Source organism: Kangiella shandongensis (assembly GCF_020005365.1).
GTDB classification, from domain to species: Bacteria; Pseudomonadota; Gammaproteobacteria; order Enterobacterales; family Kangiellaceae; genus Kangiella; species Kangiella shandongensis.
In genome coordinates this window covers 293,277-316,849 of record NZ_JACNML010000002.1, presented here as the reverse complement: position 1 = coordinate 316,849, position 23,573 = coordinate 293,277, and the positions used below count along the sequence as shown (strand labels likewise).

General features: G+C 45.3%; 22 protein-coding genes. 12 read left to right on the top strand and 10 right to left on the bottom strand.

Features of this window, described 5'->3' with window-relative positions; genetic code table 11:
* From H7708_RS03290 to H7708_RS03270, 5 genes are all read left to right on the top strand, one after another.
* The gene (locus H7708_RS03290; RefSeq protein ID WP_223669043.1) at positions 1-687 is read left to right on the top strand and encodes a M48 family metallopeptidase; all 687 of its coding nucleotides are present in this window, start codon (positions 1-3) and stop codon (positions 685-687) included.
* A 116-nt stretch (positions 688-803) separates the two neighbouring features.
* Positions 804-1,832 (top strand): oxygen-dependent tRNA uridine(34) hydroxylase TrhO, encoded by a 1,029-nt coding sequence (gene trhO, locus H7708_RS03285; RefSeq protein WP_223669042.1) that lies wholly within the window; start codon positions 804-806, stop codon positions 1,830-1,832.
* An 8-nt stretch (positions 1,833-1,840) separates the two neighbouring features.
* Positions 1,841-2,257: an alternative ribosome rescue aminoacyl-tRNA hydrolase ArfB gene (gene arfB / locus H7708_RS03280; RefSeq protein WP_223669041.1), complete on the top strand. Its 417-nt coding sequence runs from the start codon at positions 1,841-1,843 to the stop codon at positions 2,255-2,257.
* A 227-nt stretch (positions 2,258-2,484) separates the two neighbouring features.
* Positions 2,485-2,664 (top strand): PspC domain-containing protein, encoded by a 180-nt coding sequence (locus H7708_RS03275; protein ID WP_223669040.1) that lies wholly within the window; start codon positions 2,485-2,487, stop codon positions 2,662-2,664.
* Between the two features lie 30 nt (positions 2,665-2,694).
* Complete coding sequence (locus tag H7708_RS03270) at positions 2,695-3,168, top strand: peroxiredoxin (RefSeq protein WP_223669085.1); 474 nt, start codon at positions 2,695-2,697, stop codon at positions 3,166-3,168.
* A gap of 57 nt (positions 3,169-3,225) precedes the next feature.
* Here H7708_RS03270 and H7708_RS03265 read toward each other — a convergent pair whose 3' ends face one another.
* The 7 genes from H7708_RS03265 to H7708_RS03235 all read right to left on the bottom strand — a co-directional run bounded on the left by H7708_RS03265 (position 3,226) and on the right by H7708_RS03235 (position 8,051).
* Entirely contained in the window at positions 3,226-3,879 is a 654-nt protein-coding gene (locus tag H7708_RS03265) for an MlaC/ttg2D family ABC transporter substrate-binding protein (RefSeq protein ID WP_223669039.1), read from the bottom strand.
* 108 nt (positions 3,880-3,987) lie between these two features.
* The gene (locus tag H7708_RS03260) at positions 3,988-4,314 is read right to left on the bottom strand and encodes a TusE/DsrC/DsvC family sulfur relay protein (protein WP_223669038.1); all 327 of its coding nucleotides are present in this window, start codon (positions 4,312-4,314) and stop codon (positions 3,988-3,990) included.
* On the bottom strand, positions 4,311-4,568 hold the full coding sequence (gene tusB / locus H7708_RS03255; protein WP_223669037.1) for a sulfurtransferase complex subunit TusB: 258 nt from the start codon (positions 4,566-4,568) through the stop codon (positions 4,311-4,313). Before tusB ends, H7708_RS03260 begins: the two co-directional genes overlap by 4 nt.
* Positions 4,569-4,575: 7 nt before the next feature.
* Positions 4,576-4,932 carry a sulfurtransferase complex subunit TusC gene (gene tusC / locus H7708_RS03250; RefSeq protein WP_223669036.1) on the bottom strand — a complete coding sequence of 119 codons (357 nt, stop codon included), beginning with the start codon at positions 4,930-4,932 and terminating at the stop codon, positions 4,576-4,578.
* A gap of 16 nt (positions 4,933-4,948) precedes the next feature.
* Positions 4,949-5,341, bottom strand: coding sequence for a sulfurtransferase complex subunit TusD (gene tusD, locus H7708_RS03245; RefSeq protein ID WP_223669035.1), 393 nt, complete (start codon positions 5,339-5,341; stop codon positions 4,949-4,951).
* 123 nt (positions 5,342-5,464) lie between these two features.
* Positions 5,465-7,207, bottom strand: a complete 1,743-nt coding sequence (locus H7708_RS03240; RefSeq protein ID WP_223669034.1) for a dipeptidyl-peptidase 3 family protein — start codon at positions 7,205-7,207, stop codon at positions 5,465-5,467.
* A gap of 118 nt (positions 7,208-7,325) precedes the next feature.
* Positions 7,326-8,051, bottom strand: coding sequence for an FAD-binding oxidoreductase (locus H7708_RS03235; RefSeq protein WP_223669033.1), 726 nt, complete (start codon positions 8,049-8,051; stop codon positions 7,326-7,328).
* 222 nt (positions 8,052-8,273) lie between these two features.
* Here H7708_RS03235 and H7708_RS03230 point away from each other — a divergent pair, with 222 nt between their 5' ends.
* From H7708_RS03230 to H7708_RS03220, 3 genes are all read left to right on the top strand, one after another.
* The gene (locus H7708_RS03230) at positions 8,274-9,578 is read left to right on the top strand and encodes a choice-of-anchor H family protein (protein WP_223669032.1); all 1,305 of its coding nucleotides are present in this window, start codon (positions 8,274-8,276) and stop codon (positions 9,576-9,578) included.
* A 62-nt stretch (positions 9,579-9,640) separates the two neighbouring features.
* Positions 9,641-9,928 carry a peptidylprolyl isomerase gene (locus tag H7708_RS03225; protein WP_223669031.1) on the top strand — a complete coding sequence of 96 codons (288 nt, stop codon included), beginning with the start codon at positions 9,641-9,643 and terminating at the stop codon, positions 9,926-9,928.
* A 104-nt stretch (positions 9,929-10,032) separates the two neighbouring features.
* The gene (locus tag H7708_RS03220) at positions 10,033-12,282 is read left to right on the top strand and encodes a carbohydrate binding family 9 domain-containing protein (protein ID WP_223669030.1); all 2,250 of its coding nucleotides are present in this window, start codon (positions 10,033-10,035) and stop codon (positions 12,280-12,282) included.
* Between the two features lie 469 nt (positions 12,283-12,751).
* Here the strand turns inward: H7708_RS03220 and H7708_RS03215 are convergent, their stop codons facing one another.
* Complete coding sequence (locus H7708_RS03215; RefSeq protein WP_223669029.1) at positions 12,752-13,741, bottom strand: HpcH/HpaI aldolase/citrate lyase family protein; 990 nt, start codon at positions 13,739-13,741, stop codon at positions 12,752-12,754.
* 164 nt (positions 13,742-13,905) lie between these two features.
* On the opposite strand from H7708_RS03215, the gene H7708_RS03210 reads away from it, so the two are divergent.
* From H7708_RS03210 to H7708_RS03195, 4 genes are read left to right on the top strand one after another with little or no spacing between them, the layout of a single operon-like run.
* Positions 13,906-15,027: an HpcH/HpaI aldolase/citrate lyase family protein gene (locus tag H7708_RS03210; protein ID WP_223669028.1), complete on the top strand. Its 1,122-nt coding sequence runs from the start codon at positions 13,906-13,908 to the stop codon at positions 15,025-15,027.
* A gap of 1 nt (position 15,028) precedes the next feature.
* A complete protein-coding gene (locus tag H7708_RS03205; RefSeq protein WP_223669027.1) occupies positions 15,029-16,672 on the top strand; it encodes an acyl-CoA synthetase in 1,644 nt (547 codons plus the stop codon).
* A complete protein-coding gene (locus H7708_RS03200; protein WP_223669026.1) occupies positions 16,672-17,577 on the top strand; it encodes an HpcH/HpaI aldolase/citrate lyase family protein in 906 nt (301 codons plus the stop codon). The genes H7708_RS03205 and H7708_RS03200 overlap by 1 nt, the downstream gene beginning before the upstream one ends.
* 20 nt (positions 17,578-17,597) lie before the next feature.
* A complete protein-coding gene (locus H7708_RS03195) occupies positions 17,598-18,656 on the top strand; it encodes a MaoC family dehydratase (protein ID WP_223669025.1) in 1,059 nt (352 codons plus the stop codon).
* Between the two features lie 131 nt (positions 18,657-18,787).
* On the opposite strand, the gene pyk is transcribed toward H7708_RS03195, so the two are convergent.
* Together pyk and H7708_RS03185 are read right to left on the bottom strand one after the other, a co-directional pair.
* A complete protein-coding gene (gene pyk / locus H7708_RS03190) occupies positions 18,788-20,233 on the bottom strand; it encodes a pyruvate kinase (RefSeq protein WP_223669024.1) in 1,446 nt (481 codons plus the stop codon).
* A gap of 152 nt (positions 20,234-20,385) precedes the next feature.
* Positions 20,386-23,565 (bottom strand): efflux RND transporter permease subunit, encoded by a 3,180-nt coding sequence (locus H7708_RS03185; protein ID WP_223669023.1) that lies wholly within the window; start codon positions 23,563-23,565, stop codon positions 20,386-20,388.
* Between the last annotated feature and the right edge of the window lie 8 nt (positions 23,566-23,573).

Genomic DNA, 23,573 nt, shown 5'->3' with positions numbered 1-23,573 from the left:
ATGACCGAAATTAATCATAACTTTGATTATGAAGTGATCCGTAGTAACCGGCGAACTTTATCTATTGAAGTCCATCATCAAAAGGTAAAGGTTCGTGCGCCACAGGGCGCGCCCAATGACTGGATCGAAGGTTTTGTTTACCAAAAAGCTAAATGGATCGCACGAAAACTGGTTGAGCAGGCACAGAGAGATGAGTCACGACTGAAACTTCAAGATGGCGAGGTCATCAGTTTTATGGGACAAGTACGACACTTAACCATAAAAGAGGGCGTTAACCGGATCCAGCTCACCGATGATAAATTGCAGATCAGCAATAAAGACTTATCCTATGAATCGTTAAAGAAACAGCTGGATCGTTGGTTGCTGGCACAGGCAAAAGAACGGTTACCGCAAAGAGTCGAAACCATGGCCGGAACCATGGGTCTGGCGAGAAAACTCAGCGGCGTCCGTTTTCGTAAAACCAAAACCCAGTGGGGCCACTGTACCGCCAAAGGTATTGTTCAACTGAATCAACTCATATTACTGACCCCAACCCATATTATAGACTATCTGATCGTCCATGAGCTGTGCCATCTCAAACACCTCAACCACTCCAAACGCTTCTGGAAGCTGGTCGAAAAACATTGTCCTGACTACCAACAGGCCGAAGTCTGGCTAAAACAGTATGGGCACAGCGTTTGGTTCTGAGAGTTTGTACGAAGCTGTACAAAAAATACCCAGAAACCCTACACAAATCCGGTAAAAACGATTACAATCACGTCCCAAATTTGCACTGGTTTTACGTTCCAGACAGCGAGGACAATATGACTATTTCTACAACTGCATCTGATGCAGCTGCTAAGCCGACTGTGGTTTGCGCACTCTACAAATTTGTAAATCTCGATAATTTCGAGAATCTTCGTCAGCCTTTACTAGACGTTATGTTGGATAACGAGGTTAAAGGCACTCTATTACTAGCCCAGGAAGGTATTAATGGCACTATTGCCGGTACGCGCGAGGGTATTGATACGGTACTAAACTGGATCAAAAGCGACTCCCGTCTGGCTGAGCTGGACTACAAAGAGTCTTACGATGAAGCCATGCCGTTTTACCGCACCAAGGTGAAACTGAAGAAAGAAATCGTCACCATGGGAGTCGAAGGCATCGATCCTAAAGAGGTGGTGGGCACCTACGTTAAGCCCAAAGACTGGAACGATCTGATTTCTGATCCAGATGTTTTGCTGATCGATACGCGTAACGATTATGAAGTCGGGATCGGCACTTTCAAGGGAGCGGTGAACCCCAAAACCGAGACTTTCCGCGAGTTTCCTGAGTACGTTAAAGAGAATCTTGATCCGGAAAAGCATAAAAAAGTCGCGATGTTCTGTACCGGCGGCATCCGCTGCGAGAAATCAACGGCTTACTTGAAAGAGCAAGGCTTCGAGAACGTTTTCCACCTGGAAGGCGGTATTCTGAAGTACCTTGAGGAAGTGGATAAGGATGAAACTCTGTGGGAAGGCGAGTGTTTCGTGTTTGATAATCGCGTTGCTGTGGATCATGATCTGCAGAAAGGTCAGTACGATCAATGTCATGCTTGTCGTATGCCAATCACAGAAGAAGAAATGCAGCATGAGAAATATGAAAAAGGCGTCAGCTGCCCACACTGTTACGACAAACAAACGCCTGAGCAACGTCAGCGTTATATCGAGCGCGAGCGTCAGGTCCAGCTGGCAAAAGCTCGGGGAGAGAAGCACATCGGTTCAGATGTGATTACGTCGATTGCTAAGCGCCGTCAATGGAAAAAGCTGGCGAAGCAACAACAGTCTGTACAGACAAAAATGAAGGAGCAATAATAGGGGGCATGCCTTTATTTATTAGCAAAAATATATCGTTGGGCGACCATGAAATCGAGCTTCAGGCTATCCGGGCGCAAGGTGCGGGTGGTCAGAATGTTAATAAGGTCGCCTCTGCGATACACCTTCGCTTTGATATACCGCATTCGTCTTTGCCCAAAGAGGTTAAACAACGACTGCTTAACAGCCATGATTCAAGGATTACAGACGAAGGAGTGATGGTTATCAAGGCGCAGAGCTTTAGAACTCAGGAGCGTAACAAAGATGATGCTCTGAAACGCTTGAGAAGCGCTATCCAGCGCTGCCTGAAGCCGCCTAAGAAACGTATTCCCACCAAGCCCTCCAAAGCTTCCAGGAGACGCCGACTGGAAAATAAAAAACAACGGTCTCAGAAAAAGTCTCTGAGAGGAAAAGTGGATTACTAGTTTAAAGTGTGAGGTAACTCACATCATCAAGGTCGAGAAGGTCTTATATTAGCCTTTGTTAATGTTTGCGCATTAATGTTTTTAACCCTGCTGGAGGTACCCCGCCTCCAGCGTTTTATTAACACTTCTTAGAATCAATTCGTTACACAATATTAAGACATTAGTCTTGAATGATTATATGCTGGCGCTATAGTAAAAAGTAGGCTAATAGTCAGAGGTAATTTGTGATGGCTGAATTAAAGCGCTCTCGAGATAAAGTAATCGCCGGTGTGTGTGGTGGGCTAGCCAAATGGTTGGGCTGGGATGTTACAATGACTCGTCTTTTATATGCTCTATTGACCATATTTACAGCTTTTGCTGGTGTGATTGTTTACATTATCCTGTGGATAGTGATGCCAGAAGAGTAAAGATACAAGTTGAACTGAAGTGAGGATGTGATGATTAAAGTTGGCGACAAACTGCCGAATGTGACGGTTAAGGTGATGAGCGAGGAAGGTCCAAAGGACATACAAACGGATGAAATCTTTTCCGGTAAAAAAGTTGTGATGTTTGCGGTTCCAGGAGCCTTTACTCCAACCTGTTCTGCGGCACACCTTCCTGGTTTTGTGGTGAATTACGACAAGTTGAAAGAAAAGGGCGTTGATACGGTTGCCTGTATGGCAGTCAATGATGCTTTTGTCATGGATGCCTGGGGCAAATCACAAAATGCAGAAGACCTTTTGATGGTGGCTGATGGCAATGCAGATTTTTCAGAAGCATTAGGCCTGGAAATGGATGCAACCGGTTTTGGTATGGGTGTTCGCTCTAAGCGGTTTGCATTGATTGCCGAAGATGGCACCGTCACTGCATTAGAAGTGGATGAGAAGGGTTTTGAGAAAAGTTCTGCTGAGAATATCTTAGAGCAGCTTTAAAAGGGTGGTTACTTCATAAAAAAGCCGCCTCAGGGGCGGCTTTTGTTTGCGTCTTAGTTATGACTGCTGTTCTTTTTGATCGCTGATTTCTGTGGCACTTTTAGCCCTTTTGTTTTCTTCTTCTAGCTGCTTCAGCGTTTCTTCAAGGCCAACCTTGGCAATTTGTTCGCGGTACTGAGTAGCGTAGCTCTTAGCCATACTGACACCTTCTATAATGACATCAGTCACTAACCAGCTTTCATCCGGCTGCACTTTAAGGCGGTAGTCGATCAAAATGGGTTCGCCCTCGTTAGGGATAATGGTTGAGCGAACATTCGCTAAATTACCGCTTCTCGAATATTGGGTATCGTCGTAGGTGATCGGCTGGCCATCATAGTTTGCCAGGCCTTTGGCGTAACTGTTCAACAGTAAGCCTATGAATTCATCAATAAACTTTTGGCGCTGCTGTTCGGTTGCCTGCATCCAGTAGGTTTTGCCCAAAATACGTTTCGCCATATACTCGCTATCGACTTCCGGCAGCAGGTAGGTCTCAATGAGGTTTTTAGCGTACTCAGAATCTGTTTTTATCTTGGCTTTATTCTGCAAGATTTCCTGACTGATCTTTTCCGTCACTTCTTCTAAATGCAGCTTGGGGTCTTCGAAAGCCGCGCTTGTCATGCTTAGCATTAAAAGTGTTAGTGTTATCAATGCCTTAGGCATAAAGTTCTTCATAGTTTCCCCTCAAAAATAAGGATCTGATGTTGTGTTGTATTTTACCCTTGCCTGCTATCCTAAACAATCCAGCTTAACGCTACCTTAATGATAACCTTGTAACAAATATTAAATACAACGGGCGGGTTTGGGTAGTCCTGCAATTTTTGTTGCCTGTTTAGCGGGACCTTCTGGGAATAATAGGTGCAGATAGATGCTGTTGCCCTTTTCGCTGGACCACTCTTTAGCCAGGTACTTAACCAATGGTCTAATCGATGGGCTGGTATTAAACTCTTCGTAGAACTGGCGTACATAACGAATAACCTGCCAATGGTCATCGGTCAGCTCAATGCCTTCTTCTTCACTGATAGCGCTGGCAACGTCTTCATTCCAGACGCTCGAGTCTGTTAAGTAGCCTTCTTTATCTCTTGGCAGTGCGTTTAAATCAATACTCATAACCAGGTTACTGTCTTGTCGTATTGTAAGGTCAACTGTACAAACTGAGGGTAGTCTACTGCCTGCCAATGTGACTGCTTAGTAGCAAAGCCTCGTGCAATCAGATCTTCTTCCAGAATATAACTGTTATGCAGGGTGTGTTGGTGGCACAGTAGTACCGCATCTTCAATAAGCAATAGGGCATCATCTGGCGCCATGGCGGATAAACACTGCTCTAAGTTTGCTGGATTATTTAGAATATATAGTGATTTCATAAATGGCCTACAGCATAAACACAAAGTCGGATTGTTGGATATGGCGCTGAATGGTCGCGTTATCTGTCAGTTCGGCGACATCCAGTAATTGCGGCTCCGTCATGTTCCTGTGCGCCAGAGCCTCCTGTTCCAGCAATATCGTCTCAATACCGTAAAGCTCTAATGCTTTGAACGTTGGGCTATGGTTCTTGAGCTGAAGGATATCTGGTTGCTGCTTGTCCAACAGCTGATAGACGCCATTACCTATAAAAATAGCACTGATATCCATATCAAAAGCCGCTGCCATTAAAGCGATATCCAGTAATTCTCTGCCAGCCTGAGAGCCGTAAGGAGCTTTATTAAAAATAACACTGAGACGTTTCATGTAGATCCCCGTAGACTTACCCAAACGTAATTAAACGATCGCTTTCAAGCATGGCTTCGGTTAATTGGCCAAGGCCACTGATTTCATAAGCTGGATCGAGATTGTCGCCAGTTAAAGCATTACGGTCTGCTTCCGCAGCATTGGTAATACCGCGTTTCAGCGCAGCGGTGACACAGACGGTTAATTCAAAGTCATGTTCAATCGCCAGCTTTGCCCAGGATTTGGTCAAATTGATTTCATCGGAAGGAGGGCAGTTAAGTCGACTCGCTACTAAAACACCGTCACCATAGAAAAATATGCGCTTAAGAGTATGGCCTTGTTGCAACAAAGCTTTAGTAAACTCTAATGCGCTATATTGTCCCTGCGATGAATGTGGGCTAGCGGTGACTAATAGTGAAAAGGTCGCCACTGGATAAGCTCCTGAAACCGATGAATAAATTGACCGCTATTCTAAAGGAAATTATTGAAAATTGTTAGTTATGAAGGAAAGGAGCCACCCGATGTAGAGTCATCAGGTGGCTGAAGTGCTTGATTACTTGATACCTAGAACATCTTTGCCTTGCTTGAAGACTACGTCGACCGGAATCTGTTTTTCTTCCAGTAACTCAAGATCTTTGGCCAGTTGCTCGCCAATAAGGCCTTGGTTATCCAGCAAGTCCTTCGCAGCCTGATAGTCGCCGTTACCCTGGATGATCAGAATCTTTTCAGACAGGTTGTTCATGGCCTGAGTCATCTTATCGAAATTAACGCGGTATTGCCCGGTTTCAGGATTGCGTTCAAATGCCCCTTTGTCTTTAAAGTAATTAAAGCGAACCATATTGGCTTTTCCGTGTGCACTGCTGGCGCCGAAGCGAACTGAGCGGAAAATACCGGCAAGGAAAGTGACATAGTTATCCATCAACTCGCCGTCTTCGATTTCGCCTTTCTCGTAAAGCTTGCTGACCATGTATAGACCTAGAATATCGGCTTTACCTTCTTCTAACGCAGAAGCCGTTTCTTTCAGGGCACTGCGGACGGTACCCTGGTCGTTGATGGTGTTCTTAATGCCCAGACCATGTGCAACTTCGTGGAACATAGTATTAGCAAAGAAGGCGTCGAAAGTAATGTGCTGACGCTGATCTTCAGCAATTAACTGATCAGCAATCGGTACCAGAATTTTGTCGAACTTCGCGCGCATAGCATTTTTCAACTGCAGGCGGCGCGTTCCTTTCGCTAACTGAACCTTTTCGTCGTTAGGCAAGTTGATGGCGATGGTTTTGGAGCCAGCGTTGCTATCGCCAGCATAGAAAACCACGTCATAAGCATTCAGATCGCTGTCCGTTCCAGGCATTTCCTGCTTATATTTCTCGTCTACCGGTAAACCTTTCTGCAACTCAGGCAGGAAGGCGGCAAACTTGGATAAACGCTCGCTCCATTCTAAATCTTTTATAAGAACGTACGTTGAGAAAGCTGCGCGGTAACCGAATAACTGATCTTCATAGGTTTCAATTGGACCAATCACGACTTCCACCGGATTATTTTTCATATCCATCCAGGCGAAGTCAGAAGGTTGGTAGTTATCAGTGAGCAGTGCATCGGCGCGAAGCTTTAAGTAGTTTTTAAAGTCTTCGTTTTCCGCTAACTCTGCTGCCTGCTTTAACAGATCACTGGCCTGAGTTAGCTCGCTCTTAAATTTAACAGAGTAAGGGACCAGAGTTAACTGATCATCTTCATCACGCTCAACGAATGAATAAAGGCCTTTTTTGCCTTCCTGCTCCCACGCTTCAAATTCGGCTACCGTCATATCGTCCGGGTAAAACTCCGCACCTTTAGCTTTCTGCTCGTATGAGTCCAGGAAAGGCGAGTTACCGTCCAGGCGATCCCAGGGGCCGTAATTGATTTTAGCGAACTTTCTGGCTTTGGGGTCTTCTATCGAAGCCAACAGAGACTCTTTGTCACCATAGGCCTGCTGCCAGAATAGATTATCCATGATGTTGCCAGCATCAATAAGGTGGCCAATCATTTGCTTCTGATTATCTGACAAGTGGCTTAGATCACTGGTCAGGGTAAAAGGAGCGTAAATATCGAAGCGTGAATACTCTGCCGCTTCTTCTGCTTTGCTATCTTTCGCAGAATCACCAGCTTCAGCTTTTTGCTGGACTTGAGCTTGCTCAACCTGTGTTTCTGCTGCGGACTTTTTGTTCTTGGATTCTTGCTGTTCTGAGCAGGCACTAAGAGCCATTAGCACTGACAGGCTGATGGCACAAAATGATGCATTTTTTGTCAATATCTTCATATATTCATCCTATTACTGATAGTTAACCAGTTATTGTTTTTCTATCGCCAAAGTCTAGCATAGCTGACAATAATCTGAATTGAGCTTCTGCTCATTCTTTAAAATCGATTAAAAGTCGTTAAAAGCGGCTAAATACGTACTTTTCTCGTTTAACTTGCTTTACCCCAAAGTCTTTCTCTTTTAACAGCTCAAAAACGTCGTCGACCATGTCAGGGTTGCCGCACAAGTAAGCCATATCGGTTTCCGCATCAGGATTCAGCTCTGCCAGCTTGGTCTGTACATAACCCGAGGCGCAGCCTTCTTTGTCCTCGCGGCTGAGGCAAGGGTAGAAGTGCACATGGTCCAGCTCTGCAACTTGATGAAAATCATCCAGATAAAACAGATCTTCGTGGTACTGAGCACCAAACAGGATATGAAACTCGGTTTCCGGACGCGCCTTGATTTGCTCTATCATGCAACGATAGGGTGCAACGCCAGTGCCGGTACCAATCAGAAAGACACGCTGCGGTAACTCTTCCAGCAGGCAAAGCAGGCCGAATGGTCCCGTCATCTCCATTTGCATACCTGGCTCGGCATTAAAAAATAATTCGGTCGCTTTGCCGCCCTCGACATAGGCAATCACAAACTCGATATAAGTGGTGTCATCAGAGCTCTTTTCTAAATTGGCTATCGAATAACTGCGCTTAATGGGACGTTCGTCCTCTGATGGCAGCATGAAAGAAACAAACTGTCCCGGCTTGTAGCTTATGGTCTTGGGATCATCTAGTTTAAAAACCAGCTTATGAACTTTTGGGGTGATCTTTTCGTTACTGTCTAAGCGAACCTGGAAGCTCGGAAGTGCCATGGAGTAAACCTATTGATGTTGGTAATTACATTTTGGCACTCATTATATAAGACCATTGCTAAAGATCTAGCTGGGGTTTCCTCAGGCGCTGGTGTTAAATTGTTTATACTGGTTCAGTTATGGTTCATTTCATTTTTGCTTTACTAGTATCAAGCTCCCCAGTAAGTATTGGTTCAAAGCTAGAGACAGGTTGGGGCACAGTATGGAAAGACTTAGGAGAGAATGATGCAAAAAGTCACGACAAAACTTTCGACAGTAGCCGCTGCGGTTCTATTGGCTGTGTTAGCGACGCCAGAACTAAATGCTGCCGAAAATGCAGAGCTGACAAGCGTTGCAGCTGAAACCAGCTCAGAAGCGACCACTGCCATAGCAAAGCGAGCTAGAACGACAACTACGGTTAATAATAAGCTGGAAACCACGCCTTTGAAAGGTGAAGCTGTGTCGTTACAGCGTCAAAATATATATACCAGCCAGCCTTCCGACGCTAATTTAGAAGAAGAGCTTAAGGCGTTTCAGGCGCTTGATTTAAAAAATACTCCTAATCAAACCCGTGCTGAGTTGCAAAAGCAACGCGAGCGCAGCAGTGAACTACCCAAATCATCTGCGACCGCCCAGAAAAGCGGTCTGGATCACCTCTATATCCACGATGCCGCGGTTCTATTGTTTGATGATGATGATGGTGATGGTTATTACAGTCAGTTAAGGGTTGATTTCGACGCCGATGCAGCTTACGACGATTACTATGACGTCTATGCTGAGTTATTTATTCGTCGCATTGGTGATTCGCAGTGGACTCACTACTACACAACTGATGTGTTCGAAATTCACTATGATTACAGTAGCGATGAATACAGCGTGACAACGCGTTTAAATACAGGTTTTCCACCGGATGAATACGAAGTTTTAATTGATTTATTCGAGTATGGCTACTCCGATATTGTCGATACGCTCGGACCTTATGACGACTATGATCTGACGAATCTTCCGCTGGAAGATAAGACCTATGAGTCGAGTAATGTCAGTAGCGATACCTATGTCGACAATGTTAAAACGGAAATCTTTACCGATAAGGATGATGACGGTTTTTATCGAGAGTTTGCTATAACGTTTGATATTGACACTCAAAGCAGTTCTGATCGCGATGTCTACGTTAACTTATATCAGAGACGTAATGGCGGTGACTGGTACTTTGAAACCGAGTCTGATGTGTTTACCGTTTATGGTTATAGCTCGGAAGATGCCTACGAAATCAGTGGTAACTGGCAGTCGGGTTATCCTGCCGGTTATTACGACTTCCGTCTGGAGGTTATTGATGCCAATACCGGTGAAGTGCTGGATGATGTGTCGCCAGAGTTTTCCCCGCTGCTACAGGTTCCTCTGGAAGATGCGGATAGTGATACTCGTGAATCAACGTCCAACCCACCAAGCTCGACTACGAGTTCCGGCTCTGGCGGCGGTAGCACAGGACTGATTACCATTGGTTTGCTAGGTCTGCTGGGGGCTTGGAGAAGGAGAGTAAAACGTTAAATACTACACAAATCTAGTAGATTAGTGTAACCTTGCTGGTGCTTTTATAAGGGAGGGGGCAAATGAAAGCATCAGCAAGACATATCCTGGTAAAGGATGAAGAACTCTGTCATAAGATAAAAACGACCATTGAATCCGGTGCTGAATTTACAGCAATGGCAAAGAAGTATTCGCTTTGCCCGTCTGCAGAGCGTGGTGGTGAGCTGGGTGTGTTTAGAAAGGGCATGATGGTTAAGGAGTTTGATGAGGTTGTGTTCTCACGCCCACTAAGGATGCTTCATGGGCCAGTCAAAACAGCCTTTGGTTTTCATCTAATTGAAATTCTTCAGCGGGATAAAAGTCATATGTGACTTGCGTTTAATGCAGTTTTGACGACAAATTTCTTTACAAATTTTAGCCAAAAAATTTATCAGGACGTTATAATCCCCCCTCAGTCAAAATAATAACAGTATCTATGAAAAAGCAGGGATATATTATAATAAGCTTTGCTTTAGCCGCTTTGATGGCTACAGGCCCCTCTGTGAACGCGGAAGACTCCACCATTTCTATTCCAAAAACGGATAGTAATATTAAAGTTGATGGTAAGTTGGACGAAGCCTTCTGGGCTAATGCAACCAAGGTCGATTACCGCTTCGAGACGCAGCCTCGACATAATATAAAGCCCATAGAGAAAACGACCGCCTACATTATCGAAAATGGCGAGTCACTATTAGTCGGTATCGTTGCTTATGATAGCGATCCAAGCAAGATCCAGGCGTCCTATAAAAAGCGTGATCAAATTTGGGGCGAAGATACGGTTGGCTTTAAGGTTGATACCTTTAATGATGAGCGCAAAGCCTATAATTTCTTTGTGAACCCTTATGGCATTCAGGGAGACAGTATTGAAGATGACGTACTGGGGCGGGAAGACTCCTCGTGGGATGCAATCTGGAATAGTGCGGGGCAATTAACCAAGCAAGGCTATACCGTCGAAATTGAAATCCCTTTTAAAGTGTTGCGTTTCCCCAATACAGAAGGGAGAAAGGTTTGGGGGATTGATTTTATTCGTTTCTATCCTCGAGATTATCAACATCGTTTCGCCTACTCACCAAATGATCGGGATCTGTCCTGTATTCTATGCCAAATTGGCAAGGCCGAGGGCCTGGAAAACATCGTCAGCGGAAATAATCTTGAGGTGACTCCCTATACTGCGGCACAAAAAAGTGAAACTCGAAACCCGCCGGCTCGAACTGAGTGGCAAAGTGAGGGCGTGGACTATGAAGCTGGCGTTGATCTACGCTGGGGCGTGACCGATAACTCAGTATTGGGAGCGACAATAAACCCCGACTTCTCACAAGTTGAAACCGATGCCGCTCAGCTGGACGTCAATAAGCAGTTTTCGTTGTTTTACTCCGAGAAGCGACCATTTTTTCTGGAGGGAGCCGATTATTTTAATACCCAATACACACTGCTGCATACTCGGAATATTGCTGACCCCGACTTCGGTATTAAATATACCGGAAAAAATGACGGCAATTCTTATGCCGCACTAGTTTCTCGGGATCAGACCACGAGTTTTGTTCTGCCGGGCGCACAAGGCTCTTCGGTCTACACTTTACGCGATGACAACGGCCAAAGCGTTGAAAGTGATGTGGCTGTTGCTCGTTATGCGCTTGATGTTGGTGATAATTCACAAGTGGGCGTTATGACCACCCACCGTTCGGCGGGTGAGTATAGCAATAATGTCTATTCAGTCGATGGTATACATCAGTTATACGATGCAGGTAAATTGCGCTATCAGGTAATGTATTCCGACTCGGACAACACCGACGATATGCAGCAGGACCTGGGCATGGCAGCCAACACATCCGGTTTAGGTTATCGATTGAACTATGGTCATAACGATAAACATTGGAGCTGGTATGCTAGCCGAACAGAATTTGATGAAGATTTTCGAATGGACCTTGGCTACCTGACTATCGTTGGTAATGCCAAGGATGTCGCTGGCGCTGGTTATCGCTGGTATGGTGACGATGATGATTTCTTTTACGAGTATAAAGTTAAAGGTGAATACAGCGTCAGACATTTCACCAGTAATCACGATAAATATGAGCAAACTCGAGAAGCCTCAATGAAGCTTTATGGCCGCCTGCGTTCCTCTTTGAACCTTGGTGGTGGAAGTCGTGATTATTTCTTTGAGCAGATCTGGTTTGATCAGGATTTTTACTTTATTAACGGCAGCATTCGCCCTGTGAGTCAATGGAAGCTAGGTTTCAATATTGATGTTTCCGACGATATCGACTTTACGCACATTCGTCCCGGTAAGTACTACGATTACGGAGTTTATACCGAATGGCAAGTTAACGATGAATGGTACTTAGGAGCCGATGTAAGCGAAACCGATTTTGAAGTTAATAATGAGCAATTATTCGATGCTTTAATCTTTAACTTAAATACAAACTACCATTTCAGCGCCAAAAGTTACCTGCGCTTTATCGTTCGCTACAGCGACGTTGACTACAATACCGATTTATATGTAGACCCTGATCAAGTCAGCAACTTAACCCGAGTCAGCCGACAGCTGCTTTACACCTATAAATGGAACCCACGTACAGCATTTTATATTGGTTACTCAGATAACGGTTTTGAAGATGACACCGTCGATAAATTCGAGAAAAAGGGACGGACTTTATTTACCAAGTTTAGCTACGCTTTTCAGTTGTAATAAGAACGCGCCCAAGGGCGCGTTTTTTGTCTATATAAGTAAAAGTTGTAGTGTTAGTTTAAATATATAAACCTCGAAATCGCCACTGCTCTTTCGAGGCTACGCTAGCTTTTTCTTACTTTGCCTATCTCTTATGTATTGGCAGAGAGTATACTGCAATATTTTAATGTGATGAGTGTTTCAATGTTTGGGTTAGCTTCTGCATTAGTTAGTGGTTTTCTATCCTATGCATATATTTTTTTGAAATTAAAAGTGAGTCTTAAACGTTAGAACCTTAAGTAAGGGTAGGGCGCTTCGAAATGGACCCTACATTCACGAAAGAATGGTGAAGGAAAGTCTAGGACACCCACAATTTGTTTGTGATAGTCATCGAGCAAGCGTAGCCTCGACGAGGGATAGCGAACTCGAGGATTTTGGCAGTAGGCAAACGTAAGGCGCGTTATTAGCGCGCCCTTTGGTCTCTCTAGGTTTAGAAGAAGCGCTTGGTGACTTCTTCTGATACGGCCACCCCGGTTACCTGTGCGCGCTGTAGTAGCTGCCAGTAGTAGCGGTAGGTTGCTCTGTCGTGCAGCTCGCCCTGATATTGAATGGGTCCCCAGTCGTTGTCCTGTGCTGCGATAAGAATATTTGCGGCGTCGTTGACTTCTGAGTAGTCGGGTTTCATGGCATCAACGATGGATTTAATTTGGGTCGGATAAATACTCCACATCCGCAGAAAGCCGAATTCATTACGGGCTCTTTCTGCGTCTTTGTAGGTCTGGTAAGGATTTTTCAGGTCTAATGTGACGTTGTGAGACGGTACTACGCCGTTGGCCAGTGCGGCGGTGACCATATCAGCTTTAGCTCGAGCGAGTAGGGGATGATCAAACTGCCCCGGGCTTCGCATGCAGCTGGCGGGAATCGCACCCTGGTGATCGCTGACAAAGTCCATCATGCCGAAGTCGAGCACCTGTACCCAGTCGATCTCTGCGATTTCCCATGATTCTTTTAATGCTCCATGCGTTTCGACCAGCACGTGAATAGGGATATCTCTGTCTATACCAGATTCTTTGGCTTTGGCTTTAATGTAATCAACCATTTCTCGAATATGTGCAGCACATGAAGTTTTGGGTAACGTCAGATAGGCGACTCGATCACCGATGGCTGGAATCAGAATATCAACGTCTGCTTGCCAATGTGGGTGAGTATAATCATGAATTCGGACACCAGCCATATTATGCTTATTAGCGTCGCTGGATAGCACGCGAGCAATCATTTCGGCGTGTTCTTTTTCTTTTCCTGCCTGAGCCCCGTCTTCGCAATCGCAAGTGATGTCGAACACCGGGCCGTACTCGTCCTGTAGTACTAAAGCCTTATTGATGAGTTTCTCGCTTCCTGCAAAATGTTCACAGGTAGGGATTACGGGAAATTGCTTCTCAGCATTAAACAGTGCTTCGTTTGGATGAACCTTTGAGCTCACAATTTTCTCCTTGCATTTCAATGGGATAGCTAATGGTTTTGCGTTTTATCATTAGCTTTGTTTGAGTTTATAGTAACGATTGATAAGAAAAATTCAAACAATAATTTGAAATAAACGTTTGAATATGGTTTATTTATCAATCAACACTGGTCGGATTAGTTTAGATGATGCAAGAGCACTCTTTTTTGGAAAAAGTCGATGAACAAATGGTATTGGGTGGCTACTGGCCTGGAATTCAGCTGTACTATCCACCGGTCAAGTATTCTCCGGCCGATGGTATCTACGAGACGATGGAGCAGGCGTCTCACCGCATGCGAAAATATGCTCATAACACCAAGGCTCATACGCTGTTATTCGATTTAGAAGATGGTTGTCGGCAAAAGGAAATGAGCCGGGAGTTACTGCGCAAGGAACTGCCACTGTTTGAAGGATGTGAGTTTCAAATTGCCCTCCGTATTAATCCTTTTCGTACCGACGAGTACGAAGAAGATTTAAAACTAATCAAAGAGTGCGCCGAATTTATTGATGTCATTATTTTAGCCAAAGCTGGCGAAGTTTATGGCGCCGCAGAAATTCGCGATCTGTCGGCCTGGCTGGTTGGGGTTAACCCCAAGATTGAGATTCAGCCAATTATTGAGCATCCTCGTTCGTTAAAGATTTCACCAGAATTGATGCAATACTCAACCGTGCGCCATGTGGTTTTTGGTATTCACGATTTCTCTAAAGCCATGGCGATCCACCTGACGCCAGAAGGCTGGATTGATGAGTTGAAAACCTATTTAAGACTGTTATTGCTTGAGGCTAGGATTGCCGGTAAGGGAGTCATTGGTGGCGTGGAGGTACTGATCAATAAAACGCCGATGCCAGAATCGTATATTGAGCCCAATGAAGTACGTCGCTGGCTCGATTTACACGGTGAACATGAATCTCATGTGGTGCACCAGCATGCCCTGGTAGAGGCGCAGATGGGCTTAACCGGGAAACAGGTTATCCACCCGTTCCATGTTCACCTGTGTAAAACCGCGTTTACACCGTCACCTCTACAGATCCAGCGTAATGTCGATATTTTGCAGGCGGCAATCGATGCAGACGCTTTATTGGGCGGTGCTATTAAGTTTGAGGGAGAGATGTTGGATCCTCCGATGTTTGGTAAGGCTCTGCAAACGTTATTACGAGCTTATGCATTGAAGTCCCTTGATGATAGAGACAAAGCTTTCGCTATTGAAGTTCTGAAGAAGATGCCAGTTCATGTTATTCGAGAAAACTGGCCATACGGAATGGTGTAATATGAAATATCGTTTCGACAATATTTTGCAGCAGGATTCTGCTGGAGACTGGCAGTGGCATTTACCGGAATACTTTAATATTTGTGAGGCTTGTGTCGATCAGCATTGCGATACTGAGCGAGAGAATCGAGAAGCCTTGATTATTGAGGATGAGGAAAAAGGTCAAACTAGCGTCACTTACCAGGAACTCAGCCACTACACGTCTCAGTTTGCTCATTTGCTTAAGTCGCATCAGCTAGCTACTGGCGAGCGGGTATTAATACGGCTGCCGAACTCCATTGAGTATCCGCTGGCATTTTTTGGTTGCATCAAGCTTGGTGCTATTGCGGTGCCCACTTCGACGTTATTGGCAGCGAGTGAAGTTGCTTATCTCGCCAAAGACTCTGGCGCTAAAGTACTGGTTACTGATAAGTCGATGTGGCAGGACTTATCAATTGAGCTAAAAGGCACCAGTGTTGAGACCGTGTTCTTATGTGGTGAGGGTGAGCTTCCCCACAGCGATGATTTTAAACTGGTGGATATGACTCCGTCTTTAGCGGAACAATCCACTGAGTTCGATAGCTACGCCAGTAAGATTAACGATCCGGCTTATCTGGTGTATACATCTGGAACCACTGGTTACCCTAAGGGCGTATTACACGCTCAGCGGGCGTTACTAGGTCGTTTGCCAGCCAGCCGATACTGGTTTGATTTAGACGATACCAGTAACGAGCGTATTATGCATTCGGGGAAGTTTAACTGGACCTATGTATTAGGTTCAGCCTTGATGGATCCATTGTTGCATGGGCATACGGTGATTGCTTACGAAGGGACGAATGATGCCAATACCTGGCCACGGCTGATTGCAAAACATCAATGTACTATCTTTATCGGGGTTCCGACAATTTATCGCCAGATTGTGCAAAAAACAGAGTATCAAGCTAGCGATTTACCATCGCTAAAACACTGCATGAGTGCTGGTGAGCATTTATCCGATGAGATGCAACAGGTATGGAAAGAACGCTTCGGAGCTCCAATCTACGAAGCCATTGGCATGTCTGAAGTCTCTTACTACATATCACAACACAAATCGGCTGAAGTTGTGCCGGGAGCGGCGGGTTTTGTTCAGCCGGGACATTTCGTCGAGCTGCTGGATGGCGCAGCTAATCCAGTGCGTGCTGGCGAGGAAGGTATGATTTGTATCCGAGAAGATGACCCCGGTTTGTTTTTAGAGTATTGGCAGTTGCCCGATGAAACCAGCGAAGCTCGACATGATGGCTGGTTTTTTACTGGCGATTACGCAAGGCAAGATGAGAAGGGGTATATTTGGTTTTTAGGGCGCAAAGACGACATTATCAATACCTTTGGTTTTCGTGTTTCACCGCATGAAGTGGAACGAGTTTTTAAAGCCCATCCGGCTGTGGCGGATTGTGTGGCAGTAGGCGAAACCATTGGACCCGATAAGACATTAGTGTCCGTTTGTATTGTTAAAGCTCCGGGGGAAGAGTTGACTGAAGATGACATCATTCAGTACGGACGCGAGCACTTAGCAAAATACAAAGCGCCTAAGAAAGTTCACTTTATGTCGGAATATCCGCGCACGAAAAATGGCAAAGTTTTACGCAAGAAATTAGTTCAACAACTACACAATACAGAGGCAAGTTAATGGAAACGTCTATCAATTACCGTCCACGCCGCACCATGCTTTATGTGCCGACTCACGTTGAGCGATATATGAAAAAGGCTCGCGCGCTCGATGCGGATAGTATTATTTTCGATTTCCAGGAGTCGGTTCCTCCGCAATATAAAGAAGCGGGGCGTGAGCTGTTGCGTCGAGAGCTATTACAGTCGAGCGATTACCAGCACTCTGAGTTAGTGGTTAGAATTAATCCTCTGGATAGCGACTGGGGGCAGGGGGATCTCGATGCTATTTCCGATCTGGTTATTGATGCCGTTTTAATTCCGCGAGTCGAATCAGCGAAACAATTACTTGAGGCCATCGATGTTATTGATCAGAGTCGCTCCGATAAGATCGACATTATGGTTAATATCGAGAGCCCACTCGGCGTTTTACACGCGGAAGAAATTTGTGCTGCCACTGACCGATTGGTTGCCATAGTAATTGGTACTACGGATCTATCGAATGAACTTAAAATTAATCAGACCAAAGATCGACTGGGACTGTTACCGAGTCTGTCTATTGTTATGTTAGCGGGCCGCGCTTATAAAAAGTGTGTTATTGATGGGCCGCATTTTGATTTAAAGAGCGTCGAGGCGTGTGAGTATTCATGTCGTCAGGCTCGTGATTTAGGGTTTGATGGAAAGGCGGTCGTGCACCCAATACAGTTGGATTATACCAATGATGCTTTTACTCCCAAGCAGGCGGATATTAGAAAAGCAAAAGCCATTATTGAAGCGATCGAAAAAGCAAACGAGGAAGGTCGTAATGTGGCGGTAATTGATGATAGGCTTATCGAGCCATCCTTAAGGGAGTGGGCGGAGCGTGTTATTTCTCTATATAATACGGTTAAAGCATTGGGGCAAAACGAACTATTAGGAACGGTTCGTTAGCAATAAAATTAGAGGCATAAATGAATAAAGCATCGACCGGACGTTTTTTTGAGGATTTTTCACTAGGGCAGGTACTGGAGCATCCGATACCAAGGACTGTTACCGAAGCTGATGCGAGTTTATATTTAGCGCTCACCGGGAGTCGTTTTAGTCTTTATTGCAATAAAGAATTTGCCTACCAGTTAGGCTACGCCAAACAACCGCTCGACAATATGCTCGTTTTTCATATTGCGTTTGGTAAAACGGTTAATGATATTTCGCTCAATGCGGTAGCCAATTTAGGCTATGCCGAAGTAGAGTTTCTGTTACCGGTTTTTGTTGGCGATACCATTACGGTTGTCTCTGAAGTGATTGGACTGAAGGAAAATTCTAATGGCAAAACGGGCATTGTTTACGTGCATTCGAAAGCGATGAATCAAGAAGGTCACATGGTGTTAAGCTGGAAGCGCTGGGTTATGGTGCACAAGCGTAACGAAGGCATGCAAAATACCTATGCGGTAGAACCTCAATTAAGTTCCAGTGTTGATTTTGCCAGTTTAGCCGTTCCGGATGAGTTAAACCCTAAGGCTTATAGCAAGCGGATGAGTGGGGAGTCCTATACTTATAGTGACTATAGTGTTGGTGAGTGGATAGATCACCTTAGTGGGGTCAGCATTGATCACAGTGAGCACACTATGGCTACCCGGCTTTACCAAAACGATGCCAAGGTACACTTTAACCATCACCAGATGGAGAGTAGTCCTCACCAGCAACGCTTAGTTTATGGTGGTCATATTATCTCGCTGTGTCGTAATTTAACGCAGAATGGGTTGGCTAATGCGCAATGGGTTGCTGCAATTAATGGCGGTGCGCATCTTAACCCAAGCTATGCTGGCGACACGATTTATGCGGTGTCCCAGGTGGTTAAAAAGCAGGAGTTAGGTTATGGCATGGGGGCGTTACGCTTGCGAACGCTTGGTTTTAAAAATGCTTCCTGGCATGATCTGAAGCCTCTATACCAGCAAGCCATGGAGTCTGAAACTCGTCTTTCTTCGGAGTTTGTGCTGGATCTGGATTACACCGTTCTGATTCCGAGTTAAACCTAGACACTATCCACTGACAGCCTTCTGTGATAGCTTTTCTGCTCTTTGAGTAGTGCTTCCTAAAAGAGTCGCTGCCCAGAAGAAAATCCTGGGCATTGTGCTGGCATTTATCGGAGTATCGTTATCTATTAAACGACTTCGCCTACTCGTACAACCTTCATGGCGTTGGTGCCGCCCAGTGTACCCATCGAGTCGCCTTTGGTGATAATGACCAGATCACCATCGTTAACCTGGCCATAGTTCACCAGTTCTTCAACAGCGAGGCGATTAACGTCATGACGGGCGAGTACCGTTGGATCGAATTCAAGCGCTTCTACACCACGATAAAGAGAAACCTTGCGCAATGTACTCAGGTTACGGCTCAAGGCAAAGATAGGAATGCCTGAGCGTATTCTGGATAACCATAATGCGGTTGAGCCAGACTCGGTTAGTGCAATAATTGCTCTAACGCCTTTAAGATGGTTCGCGCTATACATGGCCGCCATGGCAATGGTTTCATCAATTCTGTCGAAGGAAATATCGAGGCGGTGACTCGATGTTTTGGCAAGGGATTGATTTTCGGCACCCTTACACACATTAGCCATAGCATCGACTGTTCTCGCTGGATTGTCACCTGTGGCTGTTTCCGCACTTAACATGACCGCATCAGTCCCGTCTAAAATGGCATTTGCGACGTCAAAAACTTCGGCTCGTGTCGGAATAGGGTTATGAATCATGCTTTCCATCATCTGAGTGGCGGTGATCACCACACGGTTGAGAGTCCTGGCACGATCGATAATTTTTTTCTGAACACCGATTAATTGGGCATCGCCGATTTCCACTCCCAGATCGCCACGAGCGACCATAACAGCATCAGAAGCGATTATAATGTCATCTAAGATCTTGTCATCGTTGACTGTTTCTGCACGCTCAATTTTAGCTACTAACGCACATTTGCCGCCGGCTTCGTATAACAAGTGGCGAGCGTGCTCCATGTCTTCGGCATTTCGTGGGAATGATATCGCCAGATAATCGACATTCATGCTTACTGCTGTAAAAATGTCATCCTTGTCTTTTTGAGTAAGGGCTGGCGCTGATAAACCGCCTCCGAGTAAGTTAATCCCTTTATTATTGCTCAAAATGCCACCGACAATAACTTTACAGATGATTTTTGAAGTAGTCGTTTCTATGACTTCAAGCTGAATGCGGCCATCATCTAGCATTAGGTGGTTACCGACTTTTACGTCATTAGGCAAATCTTTGTAATCAATGCCGACAGTCGTTTCGTCACCATCATTAATTCCAAGCTCTGCATCCAGAGTAAAATTAGCACCTGCTTTTAGGTCAACTTTGCTATTTTTAAATTTTGAAATTCGAATTTTAGGACCTTGCAGATCACCGAGAATACCGATGTAGCGATCCATTTCTTTGGCGATCTTACGAATTTTGTTAGCGCGATCAATATGATCATTTGCCTCACCGTGAGAAAAATTCAAACGAAAAACGTTAGCACCAGCTTCTATCAGTGAGCGAATGGCTTCTTCAGTATCAGTCGCAGGTCCCAGAGTGGCTACAATTTTGGTTCTTTTCAGCATAGTTTTTAGATGTTAGAAACTTACCTCTAGTGTAAAGGTATTAGGCTTGAAAACAACTACATTTTAGTGAAAAAGTAGGTGACTGGAGGGTAACTTTAAGGCAATAAAAAGGGGGCTTGATAGCCCCCATAATGTCTAATAACAAGCTTAGCTTATTGACTTTCAAGTGCTTCCTGCTGCTTATCCAGACTTTTACTGTCACGCTTTAGGAACCAGTCTCGAATGTTAGCTAACGAGACGTAGAGACAAGGAACCCAGATAAGGGTAATGACTGTGGCAAAGATGATACCAAAGCCAAGCGATACCGCCATCGGGATTACCAGCTGTGCCTGTAGGCTCGTTTCCAGAGTTATTGGTAACAAACCAAAGAAGGTCGTCAAGGAGGTTAGGATAATTGCTCGGAAACGTTGCGTTCCGGCACTAACTGCTGCTTCGACTCGACTCATTCCTTCGGCTCGTGCACGGCCGATAAAGTCCACCATCAGTAGACTGTCGTTAACCACAACACCGGACAGAGCGATAATTCCAAATAATGAGAACATACTCAGGTCAAGTCCCAGGAATAGGTGACCAAACATGGCGCCAATGATGCCGAATGGAATGGCCGACATAACAACTGCGGGTTTGACATAAGATTTCAACGGTATCGCCATTAAGCCATAAATAGCGAGTAGAGCAATCAAACCGCCGAGTTTCATTTCATCCTGTAATGTTTTCTCGTCTTCGCTTGGGCCTCCCGGTACCAGCTTAACTGACGGGTGTTCCTGTAAAATATCCGGTATGACATTGGTCTTCATATCGGTATGAATATCGCCGGGAGTAATCGCAGCCTGTTGACTGACATCGGCAGAAATACTGTTGGCGCGAACACCGTCTACACGTGTAATCCTGGAGTAACCTTCTTGCACTGCATAGGTTGCAACGTCAGAGAAAGTGACATATTCACCACTTGGGGTTCTGACTGGCATCTGCTCCAGGTTGCCGATGGAGCGGCGGTCTTCAAGCGGGTAGCGAACAAATACTTTGACCTCTTCCGTATTGCGCAAGAAGCGTTGTGCTTCGGCGCCGTAGAAAGCGTTGCGAACTTGAGTCGACAGACCCTGTAGGGTTAATCCCAAATTACGACCATGAGGAAGCAGTTCAATGATCACTTCTTCTTTACCACCGGATAGGCCATCGCTGATATCGTAGACACCATCATACTCGGCCAACTTGGCTTTGATTTTCTCAGAAACCGTTTGCAATTCATCGATATCAGTACCGATCAAGCGGTAACCAACACCGCCACCACCTGGGCCGCCGTTACCGAAGCTGACTTCTTGTACAGAAGGAAGTTGTCCGACACGATCACGCCACATATCCGTGAACTTATACTGGTTAATTGGCATGTTTTCGCTTTTCACCAGTTCGGTCCACATATAGGCGCCAGTGTTGCTATTGGTCCAGGTAACCGAGTGGCGTTTTACCCCAATACCGTATTCGGCTTTTACTTCTTCGTGAATTTCATTGAGCTTTTCTTCAACGATCGTAATGCTTCGAATAGTTTGCTCAGCGGTGGAGCCTTCGGCCATTTTAACTTCAACGAAAACACCATCCCCAGGGATATTTGGCATCATGGTTGTTTTTACTAAACCACCTTTGATAAAGCCAATGGTCGTAATAAATAGTAAACAAACGAAAGTTAAGATGGTCAGTCCACGGTACTTCATCAACGTTCTGAGGCCAGGCCCATAGATGTTGTTAATGAAACGTTTCAGGAAGCCGCTGATAGTCAAGCGAATACTGCGGAAAAACATTTTTACTTTTCGTAATGCCGGGTTTTTCGTATTCTCTATCCTGTTCAGTTTCATATGGGCCAGGTGAGCTGGAAGAATCAGTTTTGATTCCACCAACGAGAATAGTAGACAGAAAATAACCACTAAGCCCATGGAAGCCATAGCATTGGTCCAAGGACCACTGATAGCCAGGGTCGGGTAAAAGGCAGCCATGGTGGTGAGTACACCGAAGGTCGCAGGCAGGGCAACCTTGCGTGCCCCTTGAATGACACTGTCGACACTATGCCCATGTTTTTCGATCGATGACCAGGCGCTTTCGGCAATAATAATAGCGTCATCGACCACAATCCCCAGAACCAGTATGAAACCGAAGAGGGTGATCATGTTAATGGTCATGGCAAAAGCCGGATACATGTACATCAGTGCAAAAGCACCCAGGAAGCACAGTGGGATGCCGACCATGACCCAGAAAGCTAATTTAAAGCGCAGGAATAGGGCTAAGACAATGAAAACCAGAATCACACCGGCAATCATATTCTTTTGCATCATTTCCAGACGGCCTTTGAGATAATAGGTTCCATCACCCCAGGCGTCGATTGAAATACCGTGTGGTAGGTCGGCCTGTTTTTTATCCAGGTAACGATAGACATCTTCTGCAATGAGTAAGTCGTCCGATTCTAAGGATGACTTGATGCGCATATTGACGGAGTCTTTGCCATCAAAGCGTGAGATAAATTCGTATTCTGCAAACCCATCATCAATGGCAGCAATATCGCCCACTAAAAGCGTGGTACCATCGGCCAGTGTCATGAGTGGGATCTGAGCAAAGTCGAGACCGGTATAGGCCTGATTTTTGGTACGGACGAGGATATCACCGCCAAGAGTTTTAATGGTACCGCTAGGCAAATCGAGAGAATAGCTACGGATAGCCTGAGAAACGTCCTGAATGGTTAGGCCGTATTTACGAAGCTGATGATCGTTAACTAAGATACCCACTTCATAGGGACGGGTACCGTTAATGTCGACAATAGAAACATTTGGCTGGCCTAACAACTCTGTTTTTATTTCGTTGGCATATTCTTTCAATGTGCGCTCATTGGCGTCACCAAAGACACTGATCCACATGACCTGTCGTTGCATTCGGTTTTCATAAATAACCGGCCGCTCTGCAAGGTCGGGTAAATTAGGGATGGCGTCAATCCGAATTTTTACTTCATCCAAAACGGACGGAACATCGTAATTTTCTTCGACTTCAACGGTGATGTTTCCCGAGCCTTCTCGTGCACTGGACGTAATCTTCTTGATGCCCTCAATTTCCTTAATATTTTCCTCAATAAGGATAATTATTCCTTCCTCTACTTCCTGTGGCGCTGCGCCAGGATAGGGGACGCGGATGCTGATAGAGTTAACAACCATATCGGGAAATACTTGCTGTCGCAGGTGGAAAATACCTATTGCCCCGGCAACGATGATGGCTATCATCAGGAGGTTTGCCGCAACTGAGTTACGAGCGAACCAGGAGATGATGCCTGACTTTGTATCGAATTCTTGTGACATGTCTAACC